Annotated in this window: 14 protein-coding genes and 2 pseudogenes; 9 read left to right on the top strand and 7 right to left on the bottom strand. The window is 37.3% G+C overall.

Annotated elements, in window-relative coordinates; translation table 11 throughout:
• Window positions 1–29: 29 nt before the first annotated feature.
• The 4 genes from FVQ77_01540 to FVQ77_01525 form a co-directional block, all read right to left on the bottom strand.
• The gene (locus FVQ77_01540) at window positions 30–1,280 is read right to left on the bottom strand and encodes an ABC transporter permease (GenBank protein MBW8049025.1); all 1,251 of its coding nucleotides are present in this window, start codon (window positions 1,278–1,280) and stop codon (window positions 30–32) included.
• Window positions 1,281–1,427: 147 nt separating this feature from the next.
• Window positions 1,428–1,583 carry a hypothetical protein gene (locus FVQ77_01535; GenBank protein MBW8049024.1) on the bottom strand — a complete coding sequence of 52 codons (156 nt, stop codon included), beginning with the start codon at window positions 1,581–1,583 and terminating at the stop codon, window positions 1,428–1,430.
• Window positions 1,552–1,953, bottom strand: a complete 402-nt coding sequence (locus tag FVQ77_01530) for a hypothetical protein (GenBank protein ID MBW8049023.1) — start codon at window positions 1,951–1,953, stop codon at window positions 1,552–1,554. Before FVQ77_01530 ends, FVQ77_01535 begins: the two co-directional genes overlap by 32 nt.
• A gap of 28 nt (window positions 1,954–1,981) precedes the next feature.
• Window positions 1,982–3,391: a glycosyltransferase gene (locus FVQ77_01525; protein ID MBW8049022.1), complete on the bottom strand. Its 1,410-nt coding sequence runs from the start codon at window positions 3,389–3,391 to the stop codon at window positions 1,982–1,984.
• A gap of 32 nt (window positions 3,392–3,423) precedes the next feature.
• On the opposite strand from FVQ77_01525, the pseudogene ruvC reads away from it, so the two are divergent.
• Window positions 3,424–3,822: pseudogene (ruvC, locus tag FVQ77_01520) on the top strand (crossover junction endodeoxyribonuclease RuvC).
• Between the two features lie 309 nt (window positions 3,823–4,131).
• Here ruvC and FVQ77_01515 read toward each other — a convergent pair.
• Entirely contained in the window at window positions 4,132–5,337 is a 1,206-nt protein-coding gene (locus FVQ77_01515) for a proline dehydrogenase (protein ID MBW8049021.1), read from the bottom strand.
• A gap of 102 nt (window positions 5,338–5,439) precedes the next feature.
• Here FVQ77_01515 and FVQ77_01510 point away from each other — a divergent pair, with 102 nt between their 5' ends.
• The 8 genes and pseudogenes from FVQ77_01510 to FVQ77_01475 all read left to right on the top strand — a co-directional run bounded on the left by FVQ77_01510 (window position 5,440) and on the right by FVQ77_01475 (window position 13,583).
• Window positions 5,440–6,519, top strand: coding sequence for a 3-deoxy-7-phosphoheptulonate synthase (locus tag FVQ77_01510; protein ID MBW8049020.1), 1,080 nt, complete (start codon window positions 5,440–5,442; stop codon window positions 6,517–6,519).
• A gap of 18 nt (window positions 6,520–6,537) precedes the next feature.
• Window positions 6,538–7,803, top strand: coding sequence for an insulinase family protein (locus tag FVQ77_01505; GenBank protein MBW8049019.1), 1,266 nt, complete (start codon window positions 6,538–6,540; stop codon window positions 7,801–7,803).
• Window positions 7,804–7,850: 47 nt separating this feature from the next.
• Window positions 7,851–8,585, top strand: a pseudogene (locus FVQ77_01500) (3-dehydroquinate synthase).
• A gap of 264 nt (window positions 8,586–8,849) precedes the next feature.
• Window positions 8,850–9,194: a 3-dehydroquinate synthase gene (locus FVQ77_01495; protein MBW8049018.1), complete on the top strand. Its 345-nt coding sequence runs from the start codon at window positions 8,850–8,852 to the stop codon at window positions 9,192–9,194.
• A 20-nt stretch (window positions 9,195–9,214) separates the two neighbouring features.
• Window positions 9,215–12,304, top strand: a complete 3,090-nt coding sequence (locus FVQ77_01490; protein MBW8049017.1) for a T9SS type A sorting domain-containing protein — start codon at window positions 9,215–9,217, stop codon at window positions 12,302–12,304.
• A 102-nt stretch (window positions 12,305–12,406) separates the two neighbouring features.
• On the top strand, window positions 12,407–12,691 hold the full coding sequence (locus FVQ77_01485; protein ID MBW8049016.1) for a DUF2442 domain-containing protein: 285 nt from the start codon (window positions 12,407–12,409) through the stop codon (window positions 12,689–12,691).
• Window positions 12,678–12,938 carry a DUF4160 domain-containing protein gene (locus FVQ77_01480; protein MBW8049015.1) on the top strand — a complete coding sequence of 87 codons (261 nt, stop codon included), beginning with the start codon at window positions 12,678–12,680 and terminating at the stop codon, window positions 12,936–12,938. The genes FVQ77_01485 and FVQ77_01480 overlap by 14 nt, the downstream gene beginning before the upstream one ends.
• Before the next feature lie 15 nt (window positions 12,939–12,953).
• On the top strand, window positions 12,954–13,583 hold the full coding sequence (locus FVQ77_01475) for a threonylcarbamoyl-AMP synthase (GenBank protein ID MBW8049014.1): 630 nt from the start codon (window positions 12,954–12,956) through the stop codon (window positions 13,581–13,583).
• A 103-nt stretch (window positions 13,584–13,686) separates the two neighbouring features.
• Here FVQ77_01475 and FVQ77_01470 read toward each other — a convergent pair whose 3' ends face one another.
• Window positions 13,687–14,610, bottom strand: a complete 924-nt coding sequence (locus FVQ77_01470; protein ID MBW8049013.1) for a helix-turn-helix transcriptional regulator — start codon at window positions 14,608–14,610, stop codon at window positions 13,687–13,689.
• A 104-nt stretch (window positions 14,611–14,714) separates the two neighbouring features.
• The gene (locus FVQ77_01465; GenBank protein ID MBW8049012.1) at window positions 14,715–15,854 is read right to left on the bottom strand and encodes an acyl-CoA dehydrogenase; all 1,140 of its coding nucleotides are present in this window, start codon (window positions 15,852–15,854) and stop codon (window positions 14,715–14,717) included.
• Window positions 15,855–16,053: the final 199 nt, after the last annotated feature.

Genomic DNA, 16,053 nt, shown 5'->3' with positions numbered 1-16,053 from the left:
ATGACTATCTGCTTTCTTATAAAATTATTTCATTTAACAGAACCCTTCGGATCATACGCATCTCTTAAACCATTGCCAAATAAATTAAAAGCAAATACCATTAACATAATGCAAGCACTGGGAAAAACTATCAGATACCAGCTGTCTTTGCTTCCAATTGTTTTAAAACCATCATTTACCATCACGCCCCATGAAGGTGTTGGCGGTTGCACACCCAATCCTAAAAACGATAAGCCAGCTTCTATTAGTATGGCTGCAGCAAAATTTGCAGTAGCTACAACAATAATGGGACCCGTTATATTTGGTAATATATGTATGAAAATTATCCTTAGCGTATCAAAACCTAAAGCTCTTGCAGCCTCAACAAATGTCTTCTCTTTAACACTAAGGATTTGGCCTCTAACTACCCGGGCAACATCTACCCACATAGTTAAACCTACTGCCACAAAAGCAACCCAAATGCCTTTACTCTCCAGAGCCAGACTTATAGCAATAACTAACATGATGCCTGGTATTGACCATACTACGGTCATGAGCCACAAAATAACTTTATCAACCCGATCACCCAAAAAACCACCCAGAGCACCTAATGTAATTCCTACAGCAAGCGAGATCAATACAGCGATAAAACCAATCGCGAGCGAAACTCTTATACCAAATATCAATCTACTTAAAACATCTCTGCCCGATCTATCTGTACCTAATATATATTTTCGTTGCTCAATGCATTTTTCTTTAAATTCTTTTACTAAATCTGCTTTTTTTATTGTCTGAATAGTTTCATTATGATCAAGATAGGTAATAACATCACCATCTACCTTATAATTCATATCAAATTCCGGAATAATTTTATCTGAATGGCCGACATACAAAGGTTTGACAAGATTGACCAGATCATAATCTTCATATCTGTTTTTTCTTCCATATATTTGAATATAAACGGTTAAATTTTTTATCAAATAGTCAGATATTGGAACAATGTAATACTCCCTTTCCTGACCAAATAACATTTTCTTAATGAAGTTCACCTTTAGTACCTCCATGTTTTTTCTTGAATTCAGCAATGTCACTTCAAAACCAGGTAGTTTTTTTTGAATTTGAACTGCTCCATCATTTGCATTTGAAGTATTATCGGGCATTATAAGGTATCCGAATATTGCAATAATATGGGCAATTACAATTACAACCAATCCAAACATTGCCGGTTTGTTCTTCAGCAGCCGCTTTTTGACATAATACGAAGGAGCCCTGATTATTTCTTTTTGATCTTTTTGTGACATATGGTTGATGTAAGATGTATAATGGAAAATGGAAGATGGATATTAATGCTTGATTTTGAAACCACTAATTACACGAATTACACTAATTAAGAATTTCACTAATTTTGAAACCACTAATTACACGAATTACACTAATTAAGAATTTCACTAATTTAGTGTAATTAGTGTAATTAGTGGTTTCGGATTTCGGATTTTTATTTTCTTCCAGCTTTTACCGCCATTGATCGTTTTGAACACCGCACCGCCCTCTCCAACTATAAATCCCACCTTATCATTGACGAACTCTATGTCTTTTATGATTATTGTCCTCTATTATATAATTATAAAAGTCGTTAAAATTTCTTTTCATCTTATATGTTATATCGTCCATGTTTATGTAATAACCACTTATCAAGTATGTATCTATTGAATCTCTATACTTAACATCAACAATATATTCGGGCATAAACTTCGCAATATTCTTCTCACGATCATTAATGTAATCACTAAATAACTGTTCAATGGTTTTCTTATTAGCAACTAATATTTTTTTATTTGTCTTTCGGTGTAATACTTGAACTTCTTCAATATTATTATAATCTACATTAAAGTATTGTAAATCCATATTCTTTCCATTCTCACCAGAACAGGAGCAAATAATAGCAAAAACTGATAAATAAACCTTTAAATACATATTGATTTACCCAATTATTCATCTCCCATCATCTTACTTTTCTCCCCTTCCACCAAAAACCGCCCAAATTACTCAAACACCCCAAAAATACAACATAAAAGGGATGAATTAATTCAATCAATACAAAAGCAAGGTAATTAAACCTTTTGGAGAAGAATTTCATTACCGTCTTTAAAAATACGAATTCAGCAAACACCTTAAGGAGCATAGTGCATAGCGCATAGGGCATAGCGTTCTGCACTATGCCGCCCTCTACCCTGCCAGTTGGCGGGGCAAAACAGTATTGATTGATTATAATAAAAATTATGCTTGCCATCAGGCAAAAATTAACACTGAAGATAAATATTGCCAGGAGCTTTACTTTAATATCAGCATAATGTGCCCATTTACCAGCCCAGCGCATTCTCTGCGCAATAAAGCCAGATAAATTCTTTGCGGGTTTGGTAAAAACCATTGCTTCCCTGTTTTTCAAAAAATACACGTGCGCATGGCGCAAAGAGTCCCGGGTAACCCGGGAGCGCATAGCCCCGCCGGTAGAGACGTCCAAATTGGGCGTCTCTACCGGCGGGGCTATGCGCTTTGCGCCATGCGCATAGATTTTGTGCATTAAAAACTCATCATCACCCGATGCAACGTTTATGTTTCCTTCAAATCCATTGACTTGATAAAATATTTTTTTCGGATATGCTATGTTAGCGCCATTACACATATTAGGACTTCTTTTAGCAATTGAAGTTGCGCCTATAACAATTAATCCTGCAAATTCAATCGCCTGCATTGTGTCGGGCATAGCCAAGCCAGTGGCGGGGCTATACATTCTGTGCTCTACGGTAAAATAGCTAACAGGAGCACTAATAAATTTTGCAGCTTTAGAAACATAGAAATTCTGCAAAATACTTAACCATCCTGGATTTAACCTGCAATCCCCATCAGTAGTAACGATCAATTCTCCGGATGCATAATTGATACCAGTCTCAATTGCTTTTTTCTTACCTGAAGGCATGTCGCTGCCTATCCCGCCTGCACCCCCGGGTAACTCGGGGGGAATATAATCGGGACGAGTCCCTGCTTCCTGTGAGGGCGAGGCTATCCCTTCTTCCTTTAAAGCAAATATTCTTAACGTAAATAATGCCTTTTTTGAAAATTCATTAACAATTTTAATTGTATCATCTTCCGAATTGTCATCCACAATGATCACTTCAAAATTTTGCACTGGATAGTCCTGCCTGTTCAGATCTTCAAGTAAATAAAAAATATTTATTGCTTCATTTCTTACTGGAACTATTACTGAAATGGCGGTGGTTTGAGGAATATCACTGTCAAATTCATAGTCAGGCATGCCCCGCCACACTAACAACATCCTGAATAAATAAAAAATGTAAAATATTATTAATAAAGAAGTGAAAAGTAAATAGTAAATAGTAAAAAGTTCGATCATTTTAAAAAAAAATTACGAGTTTTGCGATTCGGATGCACAAAGATAACGACAAAATAATTATGGGCATTGACCCCGGTACCAACATCATGGGCTATGGTATCATTCAGGCAAGTCCTGCCGGGATTAAAGCTATACAGTTGGGTGTGTTACATTTAAGCCAATACAGCAACCATGCCATAAAATTAGAAAAAATTTATGAGGGAACTATTCAGCTAATTAAAGAATATTTACCCGATGAAATGGCTATTGAAGCGCCATTTTATGGAAAAAATGTTCAATCCATGTTAAAATTAGGCAGGGTTCAGGGAGTGGTTATTGCTGTAGCCATTTCACGTGATATACCAATAGTTGAATATGCTCCAAGAAAGATCAAACAAGTGGTAACAGGTAACGGTAACGCTTCCAAAGAGCAGGTGGCAAGTATGCTTGAGCAAACCATTAGCCCTCCTCCAAGCTCCCCTGAATCGGAGAAACGGGGAAGGCGAGTCACCGATTCACCCATTCATCCATTCACCATTTCGGGAAGGAATGAAGGGAGAGAGGATTTTGGGGGGGCTGATAAGGGGGCTCTTGATGCAACCGATGCTTTAGCAGTTGCTGTGTGTCATTATTATACAAGTAAAAACGATAAAATAAAAAGTAAAGAGGATGATATTACAGACAATAGGAAAACCAAAAGCTGGGAATCGTTTATTAAAGAAAACCCTGAACGTGTTAAATGATTTACGATTTACAAAAGTCTAAAATTTTTCTTCCTTTCTCCGCCTCATCTCCTTTTTAATAAGCTGCAATTCCCTGCTGCTTTGCCCTGTGATTGCCGTATTTTCTTCGGCACGCCTGATAAGAAAAGGTAGTACCAGGTTTACAGGTCCATAAGCAATGGTTTTAGCTACATTATAACCTGCCCTGGTCAGATTATAGGAAATATGATCACTCATTCCATATAATTGTGCAAAATACACACGAGAGTCATCAGGAGCAATGTTGTTTTTATTCATCAATTGAGCAAGGTGATAGCAACTCTGTTCATTATGGGTTCCTGAAAAAATTGCGATCCTTTCAATATGGTCAATGCAAAAAGATAAGGCGTTGTCAAATGCTTCATCAGTTCCCTGTTTATCAGCATATATGGGGCTTTTGCAGCCTTGCTTTTTTGCCCTTGCCCTTTCTTTTTCCATATATGCTCCGCGTACTAATTTTGCACCAATGAAATATTTTTCTTTTTCAGCGCTGTTGTATGCTTCTTTTATTACCTCAAGTCTGTCCCACCTATACATCTGGTAGGTGTTGTAAACCATAGCCTGCTCTTTATTATACTTTTTCATCATCCTGTCAGCTATAAAATCAATGGAATCCTGGATCCAGCTTTCTTCTGCATCAATAAGCACTTTGACGCCATACTCATAGGCTTTGTTAAAAATATTAATAATCCTCTTTTTAGTTTGAAAGAATGCTTTCTGTTCATATGAAGTAAGATGAGCGCCTTGCTGAATTTTTTCTAATAGTTCTATTGATACAATGCCAGTAACTTTAAAAACACAGAACGGGAGGCGCATGGCCCCGCCAACTGGCGGGGTGCTCCCTGCTCTTTGAAATGTTGCGATGATCTCTTGAGCGGTCTTTTCAAAACTTGCTTCGGTTTTTGATGCCTCAACGGAGTATTCTATGATAGATTTAATATTATATTTTGCTAATTCTTTGATAGTTTTTTCACATGCTTTAATTGTTTCGCCTCCACAGAAATGTTCAAATATTGTTTTCTTTACCAACAATTTTATGGGAAAATGAAGCATGAAGGCAGATTTAATAAAAAAAGTACCTACTTTTGTAAGCAATTGATCATTCATAAGCCTAAAAAGGAGATGCATTTTTCTTAGCTCCGGATCAGATCTTGAAGCAAAAGCGATGGAGGTATCTTCGAAAGTGAGGTTATCAGACGCATTCATAATTTTTCTTTGCCCAAAAATAAATACAAATATAAGTCTTTAAAATTTCTAAATACTGGAAACAACAATGAAAGTAAAATACGATAAAGAAGTTGATATTCTATGCCTACACAAAGTAACAATCACCCATTAATCATTGCGGGCCCTTGTAGCGCTGAATCTGAGGAGCAATTATTGGCTACTGCCAGCGCTTTAAAAAAGCTTAATATTGATATCTTCAGGGCAGGTGTGTGGAAGCCTCGTACACGGCCCGACAGCTTTGAAGGTGTTGGAAGCATAGGTTTGACATGGCTTAAAAATGTGAAAAAGGTAACCGGGCTGCCAACGGCCGTTGAAGTAGCAAAGCCCGTTCACATAGAAGAAGCTTTAAAAAACGAAATTGATATTTTGTGGATTGGTGCAAGAACCACAGTAAACCCTTTCATTGTCCAGGAACTTGCCGAAGCGATGAAAGGTGCAGATATCAAGGTGATGGTAAAAAATCCCATCAATCCGGACTTAAGCCTTTGGATCGGAGCTATTGAAAGAATCCAAAATGCCGGAATAAAAAGCGTTGCAGCCGTACATCGCGGGTTTTCATCATTTGATAACACTAAGTTCAAAAACACACCAACATGGCAAATACCCATAGAATTAAAACGCCTGTTACCTGACATCCCCTTGATATGTGACCCAAGCCATATCAGCGGCAAGCGGGCTTTGATATTTGAAGTGGCACAAAAAGCCCTGGACCTTGACTACGATGGCCTGATGATCGAAACCCATATTGATCCAAATGAAGCGCTGAGCGATAAGGAACAGCAGGTTACTCCTGATCAACTAAAAAAGATATTAGGCGACCTGAAGATAAGAAAACCATCTTCTGATAATGTTGAATTTATCAACCAATTAGAGGAGTTGCGAAGTAAAATTGACAATATGGACCGCGAATTATTAGAAACCTTAACTGCACGAATGGCAGTAGTTGAAAAAATCGGGAAATATAAAAAAGAGCATAATGTGACCATTTTGCAGGTAGAACGTTGGCGGGAAATCTTCAAAACCAGGCCGCAGTGGGCAAAAAAAATGAACCTCAATGAAAAATTCATTGCCGAGCTATACAAGCTCATACATGATGAGTCTATTCGTAAGCAAACCGGGGTATTTAAAAGCGCAAATAAAGGACATAACTCAGTAAAATAATTTAAAAATACAATAAAAATGTATAAAAAGACAGTATTAAAAAATGGGCTAAGGGTCATAACGATACCTCAAAAGAATACAGAAGCTATAACAATTTTGGTATTGGTTGGAACGGGTTCAAAATATGAAAAAAAAGAAGTAAATGGTATATCACACTTTCTGGAACACATGTACTTTAAAGGTACTAAGAAGAAGCATCTGCCTATTAATATAGCTGAAACCTTAGATAAAATAGGTGGAATATATAACGCTTTTACCGGAGAAGAATATACCGGGTATTATGCAAAGGTAGCTTCAGCACATTTTGAAACTGCCATAGAGTGGGTTTCTGATATCTTTCTTAACTCAACCTTACCAGGTAAAGAGATCGAAAAAGAAAAAGGAGTGATCATTGAAGAAATTAATATGGGATACGATAATCCTATGAATCATATTGGGAGTCTGTGGACTAAACTTTTATATGGCGATCAGCCAGCGGGTTGGGATATAGCAGGTACCAAAGATAGTGTAAGCAGTATAACAAGAAAAAATTTAGTCGATTATATGAACAGACAATACGTGGCTGCAAATACTATTGTGTGTATTGCCGGGAAAATAGATAGTTCTTCAGTAGTAAAAAAGGTAGAAAGCTATTTTAACAGTATATCATTATCTACTCCATCAAAAAAACCAGCGTTGATCGAAAAACAATCGGAGCCAAAAATTATTTTTGAATATAGAAAAACAGACCAAGCTCATTTGTACCTGGGAGTAAGAGGTTACAACCTAACTCATCCCAGGAAATACACACAAAAGTTATTATCAGTTATTTTAGGGGGCATGATGAGTTCTAGATTATTCATTGAAATACGTGAAAAATTGGGAGCCGCATATTACATTAGCGCATATTCTCATTCGGATACTGATAGCGGCTATTTAGCGGCCACGGCCGGAGCAGATATTAAAAAAACAGAAAAAGTAATTTCAGCTATTTTGAAGCAATTTAAGATGATAAAACAAAAGAAGGTTTCTAACGAAGAATTAAAAAAAGTTAAAGATTATATTAAAGGCAAAACTACGCTGTTATTAGAATCGTCTGATGCTAAAGCTTCTTTCTATGCCAATCAAGAGCTTTTTGAAAATAGAATTTTAAAACCAAAAGAAATTTTTGCTAAAATTGATAGAATTAGCCAGGATGATATTTTGATGACGGCCAAAGATATTTTTCAACCCGGGAACCTAAATTTAGCTGTAATAGGGCCTTTTAAAAACAAAAGAAAGTTAGAAAAAATTTTAGAAATTTAAAACTGATTAAAATTTTTCAAATCACCACTAACCGCTAACCACATCTCATGCTTTCTATCGGCAAACAAAGTTTAAAAGACCTTAACGCTTTTCTAAATAAAAAACATTTTACAAAAATAGCTGTAATCACTGACGAAAACTCCCAAAAATTTTGCCTTCCTATTCTTCAATCGTCAATCGCCCCGACTTTGTCGGGGCAGGTCAATCTTCAATCTTCAATTATAACCATCCCCAGTGGTGAACATCATAAAAACCTAAGCACTTGTGAAAATATATGGCAGCAACTCACCGATCTGCATTTTGACAAGAGATCGCTGATCATTAACCTTGGCGGAGGTGTGATTGGGGACATGGGAGGTTTTTGTGCAGCTACCTTTAAACGGGGCATTGCCTTTATTCAGGTTCCCACTACGCTCCTGGCACAAGTAGATGCAAGCATAGGCGGAAAGATAGGGGTGGATTTTCAAAATTACAAAAATCATATCGGGCTGTTCAAAGACCCCGAAGCCGTGTTCATTTATCCAGGCTTTCTGAAAACGCTTGATAAAAAAGAAAAATTATCCGGCTTTGCAGAGATCATCAAACATTGTTTGATCGCTGACAGGCAAAAATGGAACGAAATATCACAAAAAGGTTTAGAGGATCAGGATTGGGAAGCCCTTATTACCCACTCTGTTGATGTAAAATTAGCCATTATTAAAAATGATCCGGAAGAAAAAGGATTAAGAAAGGTATTGAACTTCGGACATACTATTGGCCATGCGCTGGAAAGTTTTTATCTTGAGCGAACAAATCCCAATAAGCAGTCGGCAGTCGGCAGCCGGCAACTGGCAGTCGGCAACCGGCAGTCAGCGGTCAGCAGTCAGCAGCCGGCAGTCAGCAGCCGGCAGTCGGCAGTCGGTAGTCAGCAGTCGGCAGTCGGTAGTCAGCAGCCGGCAGTCGGCAGTCAGCAGTCGGCAGTCAGCAGTCGGCAGCCGGCAGTCGGCAGTCAGCAGTCGGCAGTCAGCAGTCGGCAGCCGGCAGTTAACAAATCATCAAATCACCAAATCATCAAATCACCAAATAATTTACGCCATGGTGAAGCCATAGCTATTGGCATCGTCTGCGAAAGCTTTATTTCCCACCAAAGAGGCATGGTCTCAAAAGATGAACTATCCAGCATTACAAATTATATTATTTCTACATTTGGCAAGATAGAAATTGATGAAGCAGATTTTGAAAATATTATTTCAATTACTTTACAGGATAAGAAAAATGAAAATGGCAAAATAAACTGTACATTACTGAAGGAAATTGGTAAAGCTTCGTTTGATAATTTTGTTTCAAAAGATGATATCAGAGATTCGTTGATTTACTATAGTAAGATATTAGGGTTGCAACAAATATGTTAAAATGCATGGATGCATGAGTCATGCAGGCATATATTCATGCAAGCATTTATGTTATTTTTTCTCAATTTTTTGCATTTTTAATTTTAATAATTAGCTTTGCAACCCGATTTAAAACCCTAAAAATCGTAATCATGATACACAAAATGAAAAAAATCATCCCCGTTTTACTTTTTATAATAGCGCTATTTGAAGTAAATGGGCAAGGCGTCAGGCTTATATATGTAGATCCTGTTGCCGATATTATAAAAATAAAAAACTTTGGCGGCACCACTGTAGATATTTCCAGTTACAGATTTTGTGCTAATTTTAGTTACATTCCAGCAACCTTAAGCGCTATGGCGATATTAAATGGCTCACTTAACTTAGCTCCTGATAGCACGGTATCCCTTACAGGAAAACCCTTGAGCACTCTTTCTGATTTAAGTTTTTATTTGCCCACAGGTGTATTTGGCAGTTCTACTGCAATGGTAGATTTTGTTGAATGGGGGAGCTCTCCTAATGGCAGAGAATTAGTAGCTGTAGCTAAGGGAATTTGGTCAACCGGAGATTTTCTTCCTGGTGTGGGGCCATTTTATTATATTGGAGATGGATCGGCAACGGATGTTGGAGTTGCTTTTTGGGCAGGAAATTGTTTAAATTTATTTTTTTCGGAATATTATGAAGGTTCTTCTTTCAATAAAGCTTTAGAGATATATAATCCCTCTACGACAACAATTGATCTTAGTAATTATTCAGTGGAACTTTATAACAACGGAGCCACTACACCGAACAGCACACTTAATTTGTCGGGGTTATTACCTCCCGGTGATGTTTATGTTATTACTCATAGCAGTGCCACTAACTCAAATTTAATCAATAAAGCCGATATTATTTCCGGTGGTGTTACAAATTTCAATGGAAATGATGCGGTTGCTCTTTATTACCTCACAGCTGCCCAGGATATTATTGGCGTAATCGGACAGGATTCAATATGGCCGGTAGGCGCTGGCTCCACGCAGAATAACACACTTGTAAGAGATTCTACCATCAATCGAGGACAGACAGACTGGTCAATAGGGGCTACAGAATGGATTGTTTATCCTATAAATGATAGTTCACATATTGGCGCTCATACCAATGACTCTTGTGGTGCTATTATCTGTACAAACTTTTTAGTAAGTGCAGGACTCAATGATACATTATGTGCTGGTCAATCCACAACTTTAAATGCTTTAGCTGCTGGTGGTACCGGCAACTACAATTTTATCTGGAATGCCGACTCAACACTAAACGACACAAGTATTGCCAACCCTATTGCAAGTCCATCAGCTACAACTAATTATATTGTAACTGCGACAGATATTGTTACAGGCTGTGGTAATGTAGATACGGTGACAGTAGTGGTACTGGTACTTCCACTTCCAACCGCCAATGCAGGCGTGGATGATACTGTTTGCTCAGGAGATTGTTCACAATTACTGGCAAGTGGTGGAGCTGCTTACGGTTGGAGTCCTGGAGCCGGTTTAAGTGATAGCACAATAGCAAATCCTATAACATGCCCTTTAACTACAACCGATTATGTTGTTACTGTAACAGATACACTAGGCTGTAGTGATAAGGATACGGTTACAATATTGGCAATTCCTTTACCCTTTGTTTGTATAATCCCTATAATTCCTCCTGGTCCCATGGACAGTTTCGCTATATGCCTGGGAGACTCTGCAACTATGATGGCAGTTGGTGGGCCATATACTTATAGTTGGTCACCGTCTATTAGCATAGATGATTCAACCGCTGATACTGTAAAAGCATTCCCGACAACAACGACAACATATACGGTCACCGGCACAGATATCTACGGTTGTATCAATGATACAATGGCAACGGTAGTAGTGAGCATTCCCACTGTTTCTGTAACTCCTTCACCAGGAACAGTATGTGGCACCGGAGATTCGGTAATGCTAACAGCAAGTGGAGCTTTAACCTATACATGGTCACCTTCAGACAGCTTAAGCGATACTACAGGTGCTGTTGTGTATGCTAATCCAAGTACAAATATACTTTACACAGTAGTAGGAACTGATTCTATTGGTTGTGCAGACACTGCAACAGTTTCAGTACAATTAAGTACTGCTGCACCCCTTCCTGACTTTACAGCCGATACTACAAGCGGATGTGATAGTGTAACAGTAACTTTCACCAACACTTCTACAAATGCGATAGGGTATAGCTGGAATTTACCTGGTGGAACTACAGCAGATACCACAGTTCAAAATCCGGTAGTAACTTATGATTCTGTTGGGACTTTTGATGTTACGTTAACTGCATTTGGGTGTTCTGTAGATAGCGCAATTACTCTGGCGGGTTACATAACAGTTAATTCCATACCTGTAGCTAATATCACAGTAAGTGGACCAACAGCTTTCTGTACCGGTACCGGTGACAGTGTGGTATTAGTATCGGATAGTGCAGGTATTAGTAGTTATGATTGGTTATTAAATGGTGCTTCAACGGGTGCAACTGGCCGGACTTATAATGCATTTATAGGTGGAAATTATCAGGTGGTAGTTTGGAATACCTTTGGGTGTGGAGATACATCAGCAATTGTAACTGTTACCGAAAATCCCTTGCCATCGGTTACTTTAGCTCCATTTACAAATGTTTGTGATACTACTCCACCATTTGCATTAACAGGTGGAAGTCCGGCAGGCGGGACATACTCAGGTACAGGTGTAATTGCTAATTATTTCTACCCGGCAATAGCAGGAGTGGACTCACACTCTATTTCCTATACTTATGTGGATTCGGTTACTGGTTGTCCAAATTCTGCTGTCCAAAAGATTGGCGTAGATAGTTGTTTTACTATTGGAGTAAACGAATTGTTTGATGCAGCTAACAGCATCAGAATTTATCCAAATCCGGCCAACGATCTGATACATATCACTTTTCCAAATAGCGAATTTTCGCCTTATACGCTAAACATCTACAATGTAACCGGACAATTAAAGGTATCAAAGATCATTACCAGCGATGCAGTAATTGATATAAGCGGTCTCCAAAGCGGGTTGTATTTATTGAATATATATAATGACAGAGATCAATTCACGAAGCGGGTATCTGTTGTAAGATAGGGATTAGACTACAGTTGTAGACAAGTAAGTGGTTTTGTGAAGATTATTATTTTTGTTAGATAATTTGTATGTTTGTTGTTAACATTAAATTAATTATATCAAATGTATAAACCAATTGAAGTTAAAGCATTAAAAAAATATAAAATTTGGGTTAGATATGAGGATGGCTCTGCGGGTGAAATTGATCTGTTTGATCTTTCAGGTAAACCTGTATTTAAATTTTGGGATATTAATAAAAACTTTGAAAAAGTTTATATTAACAAAGATACCGGAGCTATAGCCTGGAATGAAGAAATTGAGATTTGCCCGCATAGTGTATATTATGATATAAATAACATTGATCCGGAAGCAGAGTTCAAAAGCGAAAAAGGTTATGCCTTCGATTAGTCGCTTTTATGGGATAGTGATCTACATGTACTTTAGAGAACATAATCCTCCTCACTTTCATGCTAAGTATAATGAATATGAAGCACAAATTAGCATAAAGGATCTAAGAATAATGTATGGACATCTTCCTCCTAAAGCCCTGGGATTAGTAATGGAATGGGCAGGTAGTCATAAAAAAGAATTGTTGAAAAACTGGGACAAAATCCAAAAAGGGCAGCGTTGGGTAAAAATCGAACCTTTAATATAGAAAACCTGACAACACATGCAAGCAGAGTTCATCAAGATCAACCCGGATAATCCTCAGCAAAAAAAGATCCTCAAAGTAGTGGATTGCATCAGAAAAGGCGGTTTGATCATATATCCCACTGACACTGTATATGGATTAGGTTGCGATATTTTTAATCAAAGAGCGGTTGAAAAAGTATGCAGGATAAAAGTAGTAAAGCCTGAAAAGATAAACCTCTCATTTATATGTTACGATCTGTCCAATATTGCAGAATATGCAAAAAATATTCATACCCCTGTTTTTAAAGCGATGAAAAAAGCTTTACCAGGACCATTTACGTTTATTCTGCAAGCAAACAATAATGTCCCCAAAATACTGAAGACCAGGAAAAAAACCGTTGGGATCAGGGTGCCGGATAACAATATCCCAAGAAATATTGTTCATGAACTTGGAAATCCCATCATTACTACTTCATTAAGAGATGATGATAAAATTATAGAATACCCTACTGATCCTAAATTAATCTATGAAGAATATAAAAATCTGGTAGATATCATAATTGACGGTGGCTATGGTAATAACGTAGCTTCAACGATCGTTGATTGTACAAATAGTGAATTGGCGGTTATCAGAGAGGGATTAGGGGATGTTGGATTAATAGCTTGATACTGGATGTTGGATGTTAGCTATCTACTAGCGTTTTGCGATTGGTCAATTAAAATACCTTTAAGTTGCAAATACGCATGCGCTCTGTTCAATGCACCATGCGCTAAATGTTCATGAGTAATTCCCTTTTTCTCATTTTACCTGCAGGGATTCCAAACATCATCTTAAATCTTCTGCAAAAATATGCAGTATCTCTAAAGCCAATTTGCTCTCCGATTTCCCTGATACTTTTTTTGGTTGAACGAAGCAGATCAATGGCATATTCCATTCTCTGGTATTCAATATAATCCTGTGGGTTAATACCTGTGAGCAATTTAAAATATTGACCTACATAGTCTTCGGATACTCCGGCTATTTTGGCTAACTTTTTATTTGAAAGATCGTTTCCCAGATTCTCTTTGATGTAAGCAAACATATTAATTAATCTCGGGTCATTAAAGTAGGTACTATTAGTTGTTAACTCTTCTATGAATAAATTATTTTTTAGTATGTATCTGATAATTTCTACAACAATGTGTTCTGTATAAATTTTTATTACTCTTTCTTTACCGGGTAGATTTTCCAAAGTTTCTTTTGCAACCACTACGATCGATTCTGCAAGCTTATCGTGTTTGGATATAATAAATGCAGGTATATCCAATGATGCGAAGAAGTTTACCGAATTAAAAACCTTTGCTTCAAAACTGACGCAACTATAACTATCTGGCTGGGAACCAATCAAATCTTTATTTTTATTTACAGTTAAAAATCTTTCTTTTTTAATGATATAATCATCCTGGGATATCCTCATAGGGCTATTCTCCCCAAAAGTGATTGGTATTTTTCTTCCTCCGGGAATGAAAAGCATATCACCTTCGCCAATTTTTTCATGCTTTTCACCGAAATAAATAGGACCTTTATGGTTTAGAATAATCGTATTAGCGACATCAAAAAAATCGTCAATTGTTAAAGAACTTTTTAATGCTATATTGTTCGAATGATCGAACCGTATACTCAATGATTCTATTATTTTGTTATAATCAACCACTTTAGTTATTGGTTTATTAGTTTATGGTTATAGATAATGCATGTTATTGCACACTTATTTATCGTAATTATCAGATATTCCACAATATTATAAAACAGAACCTTTTATTTCAGTATTTCCCTTGAAATAACAATTTTCTGTATTTCTGATGTACCTTCATATATTTGGGTGACTTTAGCATCTCTTAAAAATCTTTCTACGTGATATTCTTTCACATATCCATATCCTCCGTGTATTTGTATAGCCTCGCTGGCAGTTTCCATTGCGACTTTAGAGGCATATACTTTTGCCATAGCGCTTGCATAACTGTAATTTAGTTCCTGATCTTTTAACCAGGCAGCTTGCAGACACAACAATCTTGCGGCATCAATATTTGTAGCCATATCAGCAAGTTTAAACTGAATTGCCTGATGCTCGCATATTGGTTTTCCAAAGGTCTTTCTTTCCTTTGAGTATTTTAGCGCCAATTCATAAGCTCCGGATGCAATCCCTACTGCCTGTGCTGCAATCCCTATCCTGCCGCCATTCAAGGTATTCATGGCAAATTTAAACCCGAATCCATCTTCTCCAATCCTGTTTTCTTTGGGAACTTTTACATCAGTAAACATAATGGAATGCGTGTCGGAACCCCGGATGCCCAGCTTATTTTCTTTAGGACCAATCTTAAATCCAGGTGTATCTTTTTCAATAATTAAAGTATTAATACCTTTGTAACCTTTTTCAGGATGGGTTTGTGCCATTACAAGATATGCAGAAGCGGTACCTCCATTTGATATCCAGTTTTTAGTACCATTGAGCAAATAATGATTGCCCTTATCTTCAGCAGTGGTTCTTTGTGAAGTAGCGTCAGAACCGGCTTCAGGTTCAGACAAACAAAAGGCTCCTATTATTTCTCCTGTTGACAGGCGAGTCAGATATTTTTGTTTTTGTTGTTCGGTACCATATTTTTCTAATCCCCAGCATACAAGAGAGTTGTTGACAGACATGATCACAGAAGCCGATGCGTCAATTTTAGATATCTCTTCCATTGCCAACACATAGGAAATATTATCCATACCACCACCATTGTATTTTGTACTTACCATCATTCCCAGGAAACCAAGCTCTCCCATTTTTTTCACCTGATCTGTGGGAAATTTTTGGCGCTCATCTCTTTCAATAACGCCTGGCAAGAGTTCATTTTGTGCAAAATCTCTTGCGGCTTCCTGCACTGACAATTGTTCTTCGGTAAATTGAAAATCCATTTTACGAATTACGAATATTAGCCCTACGAATTACGAATTTCCCGAATTATGAATTCGTAATAAATAGATTCTTTCGTTATTAATCAACAAATGGTTATATGGCTATATGGTTAAATGGTTTGTGATTAGATTAGAGACGCCCAATTTGGGCGTCTCTAATCTAATAGGTTTAAACTCGCTGCTTAATTGCTGGCAATTT

The organism is Cytophagales bacterium (genome assembly GCA_019456305.1).
Taxonomy (GTDB): domain Bacteria; phylum Bacteroidota; class Bacteroidia; order Cytophagales; family VRUD01; genus VRUD01.
This window is presented reverse-complemented; position numbering and strand designations above follow the sequence as displayed.

What these genes read in the sequence shown, in the direction of transcription:
- FVQ77_01540 (MBW8049025.1), bottom strand. Translation starts at nt 1,280, where the DNA reads ATGTCACAAAAAGATCAAAAAGAAATAATCAGGGCTCCTTCGTATTAT.
- FVQ77_01530 (MBW8049023.1), bottom strand. Translation starts at nt 1,953, where the DNA reads ATGTATTTAAAGGTTTATTTATCAGTTTTTGCTATTATTTGCTCCTGT.
- FVQ77_01525 (MBW8049022.1), bottom strand. Translation starts at nt 3,391, where the DNA reads ATGATCGAACTTTTTACTATTTACTATTTACTTTTCACTTCTTTATTA.
- FVQ77_01515 (MBW8049021.1), bottom strand. Translation starts at nt 5,337, where the DNA reads ATGAATGCGTCTGATAACCTCACTTTCGAAGATACCTCCATCGCTTTT.
- FVQ77_01510 (MBW8049020.1), top strand. Translation starts at nt 5,440, where the DNA reads ATGCCTACACAAAGTAACAATCACCCATTAATCATTGCGGGCCCTTGT.
- FVQ77_01505 (MBW8049019.1), top strand. Translation starts at nt 6,538, where the DNA reads ATGTATAAAAAGACAGTATTAAAAAATGGGCTAAGGGTCATAACGATA.
- FVQ77_01490 (MBW8049017.1), top strand. Translation starts at nt 9,215, where the DNA reads ATGCAGGCATATATTCATGCAAGCATTTATGTTATTTTTTCTCAATTT.
- FVQ77_01485 (MBW8049016.1), top strand. Translation starts at nt 12,407, where the DNA reads ATGTATAAACCAATTGAAGTTAAAGCATTAAAAAAATATAAAATTTGG.
- FVQ77_01480 (MBW8049015.1), top strand. Translation starts at nt 12,678, where the DNA reads ATGCCTTCGATTAGTCGCTTTTATGGGATAGTGATCTACATGTACTTT.
- FVQ77_01475 (MBW8049014.1), top strand. Translation starts at nt 12,954, where the DNA reads ATGCAAGCAGAGTTCATCAAGATCAACCCGGATAATCCTCAGCAAAAA.
- FVQ77_01465 (MBW8049012.1), bottom strand. Translation starts at nt 15,854, where the DNA reads ATGGATTTTCAATTTACCGAAGAACAATTGTCAGTGCAGGAAGCCGCA.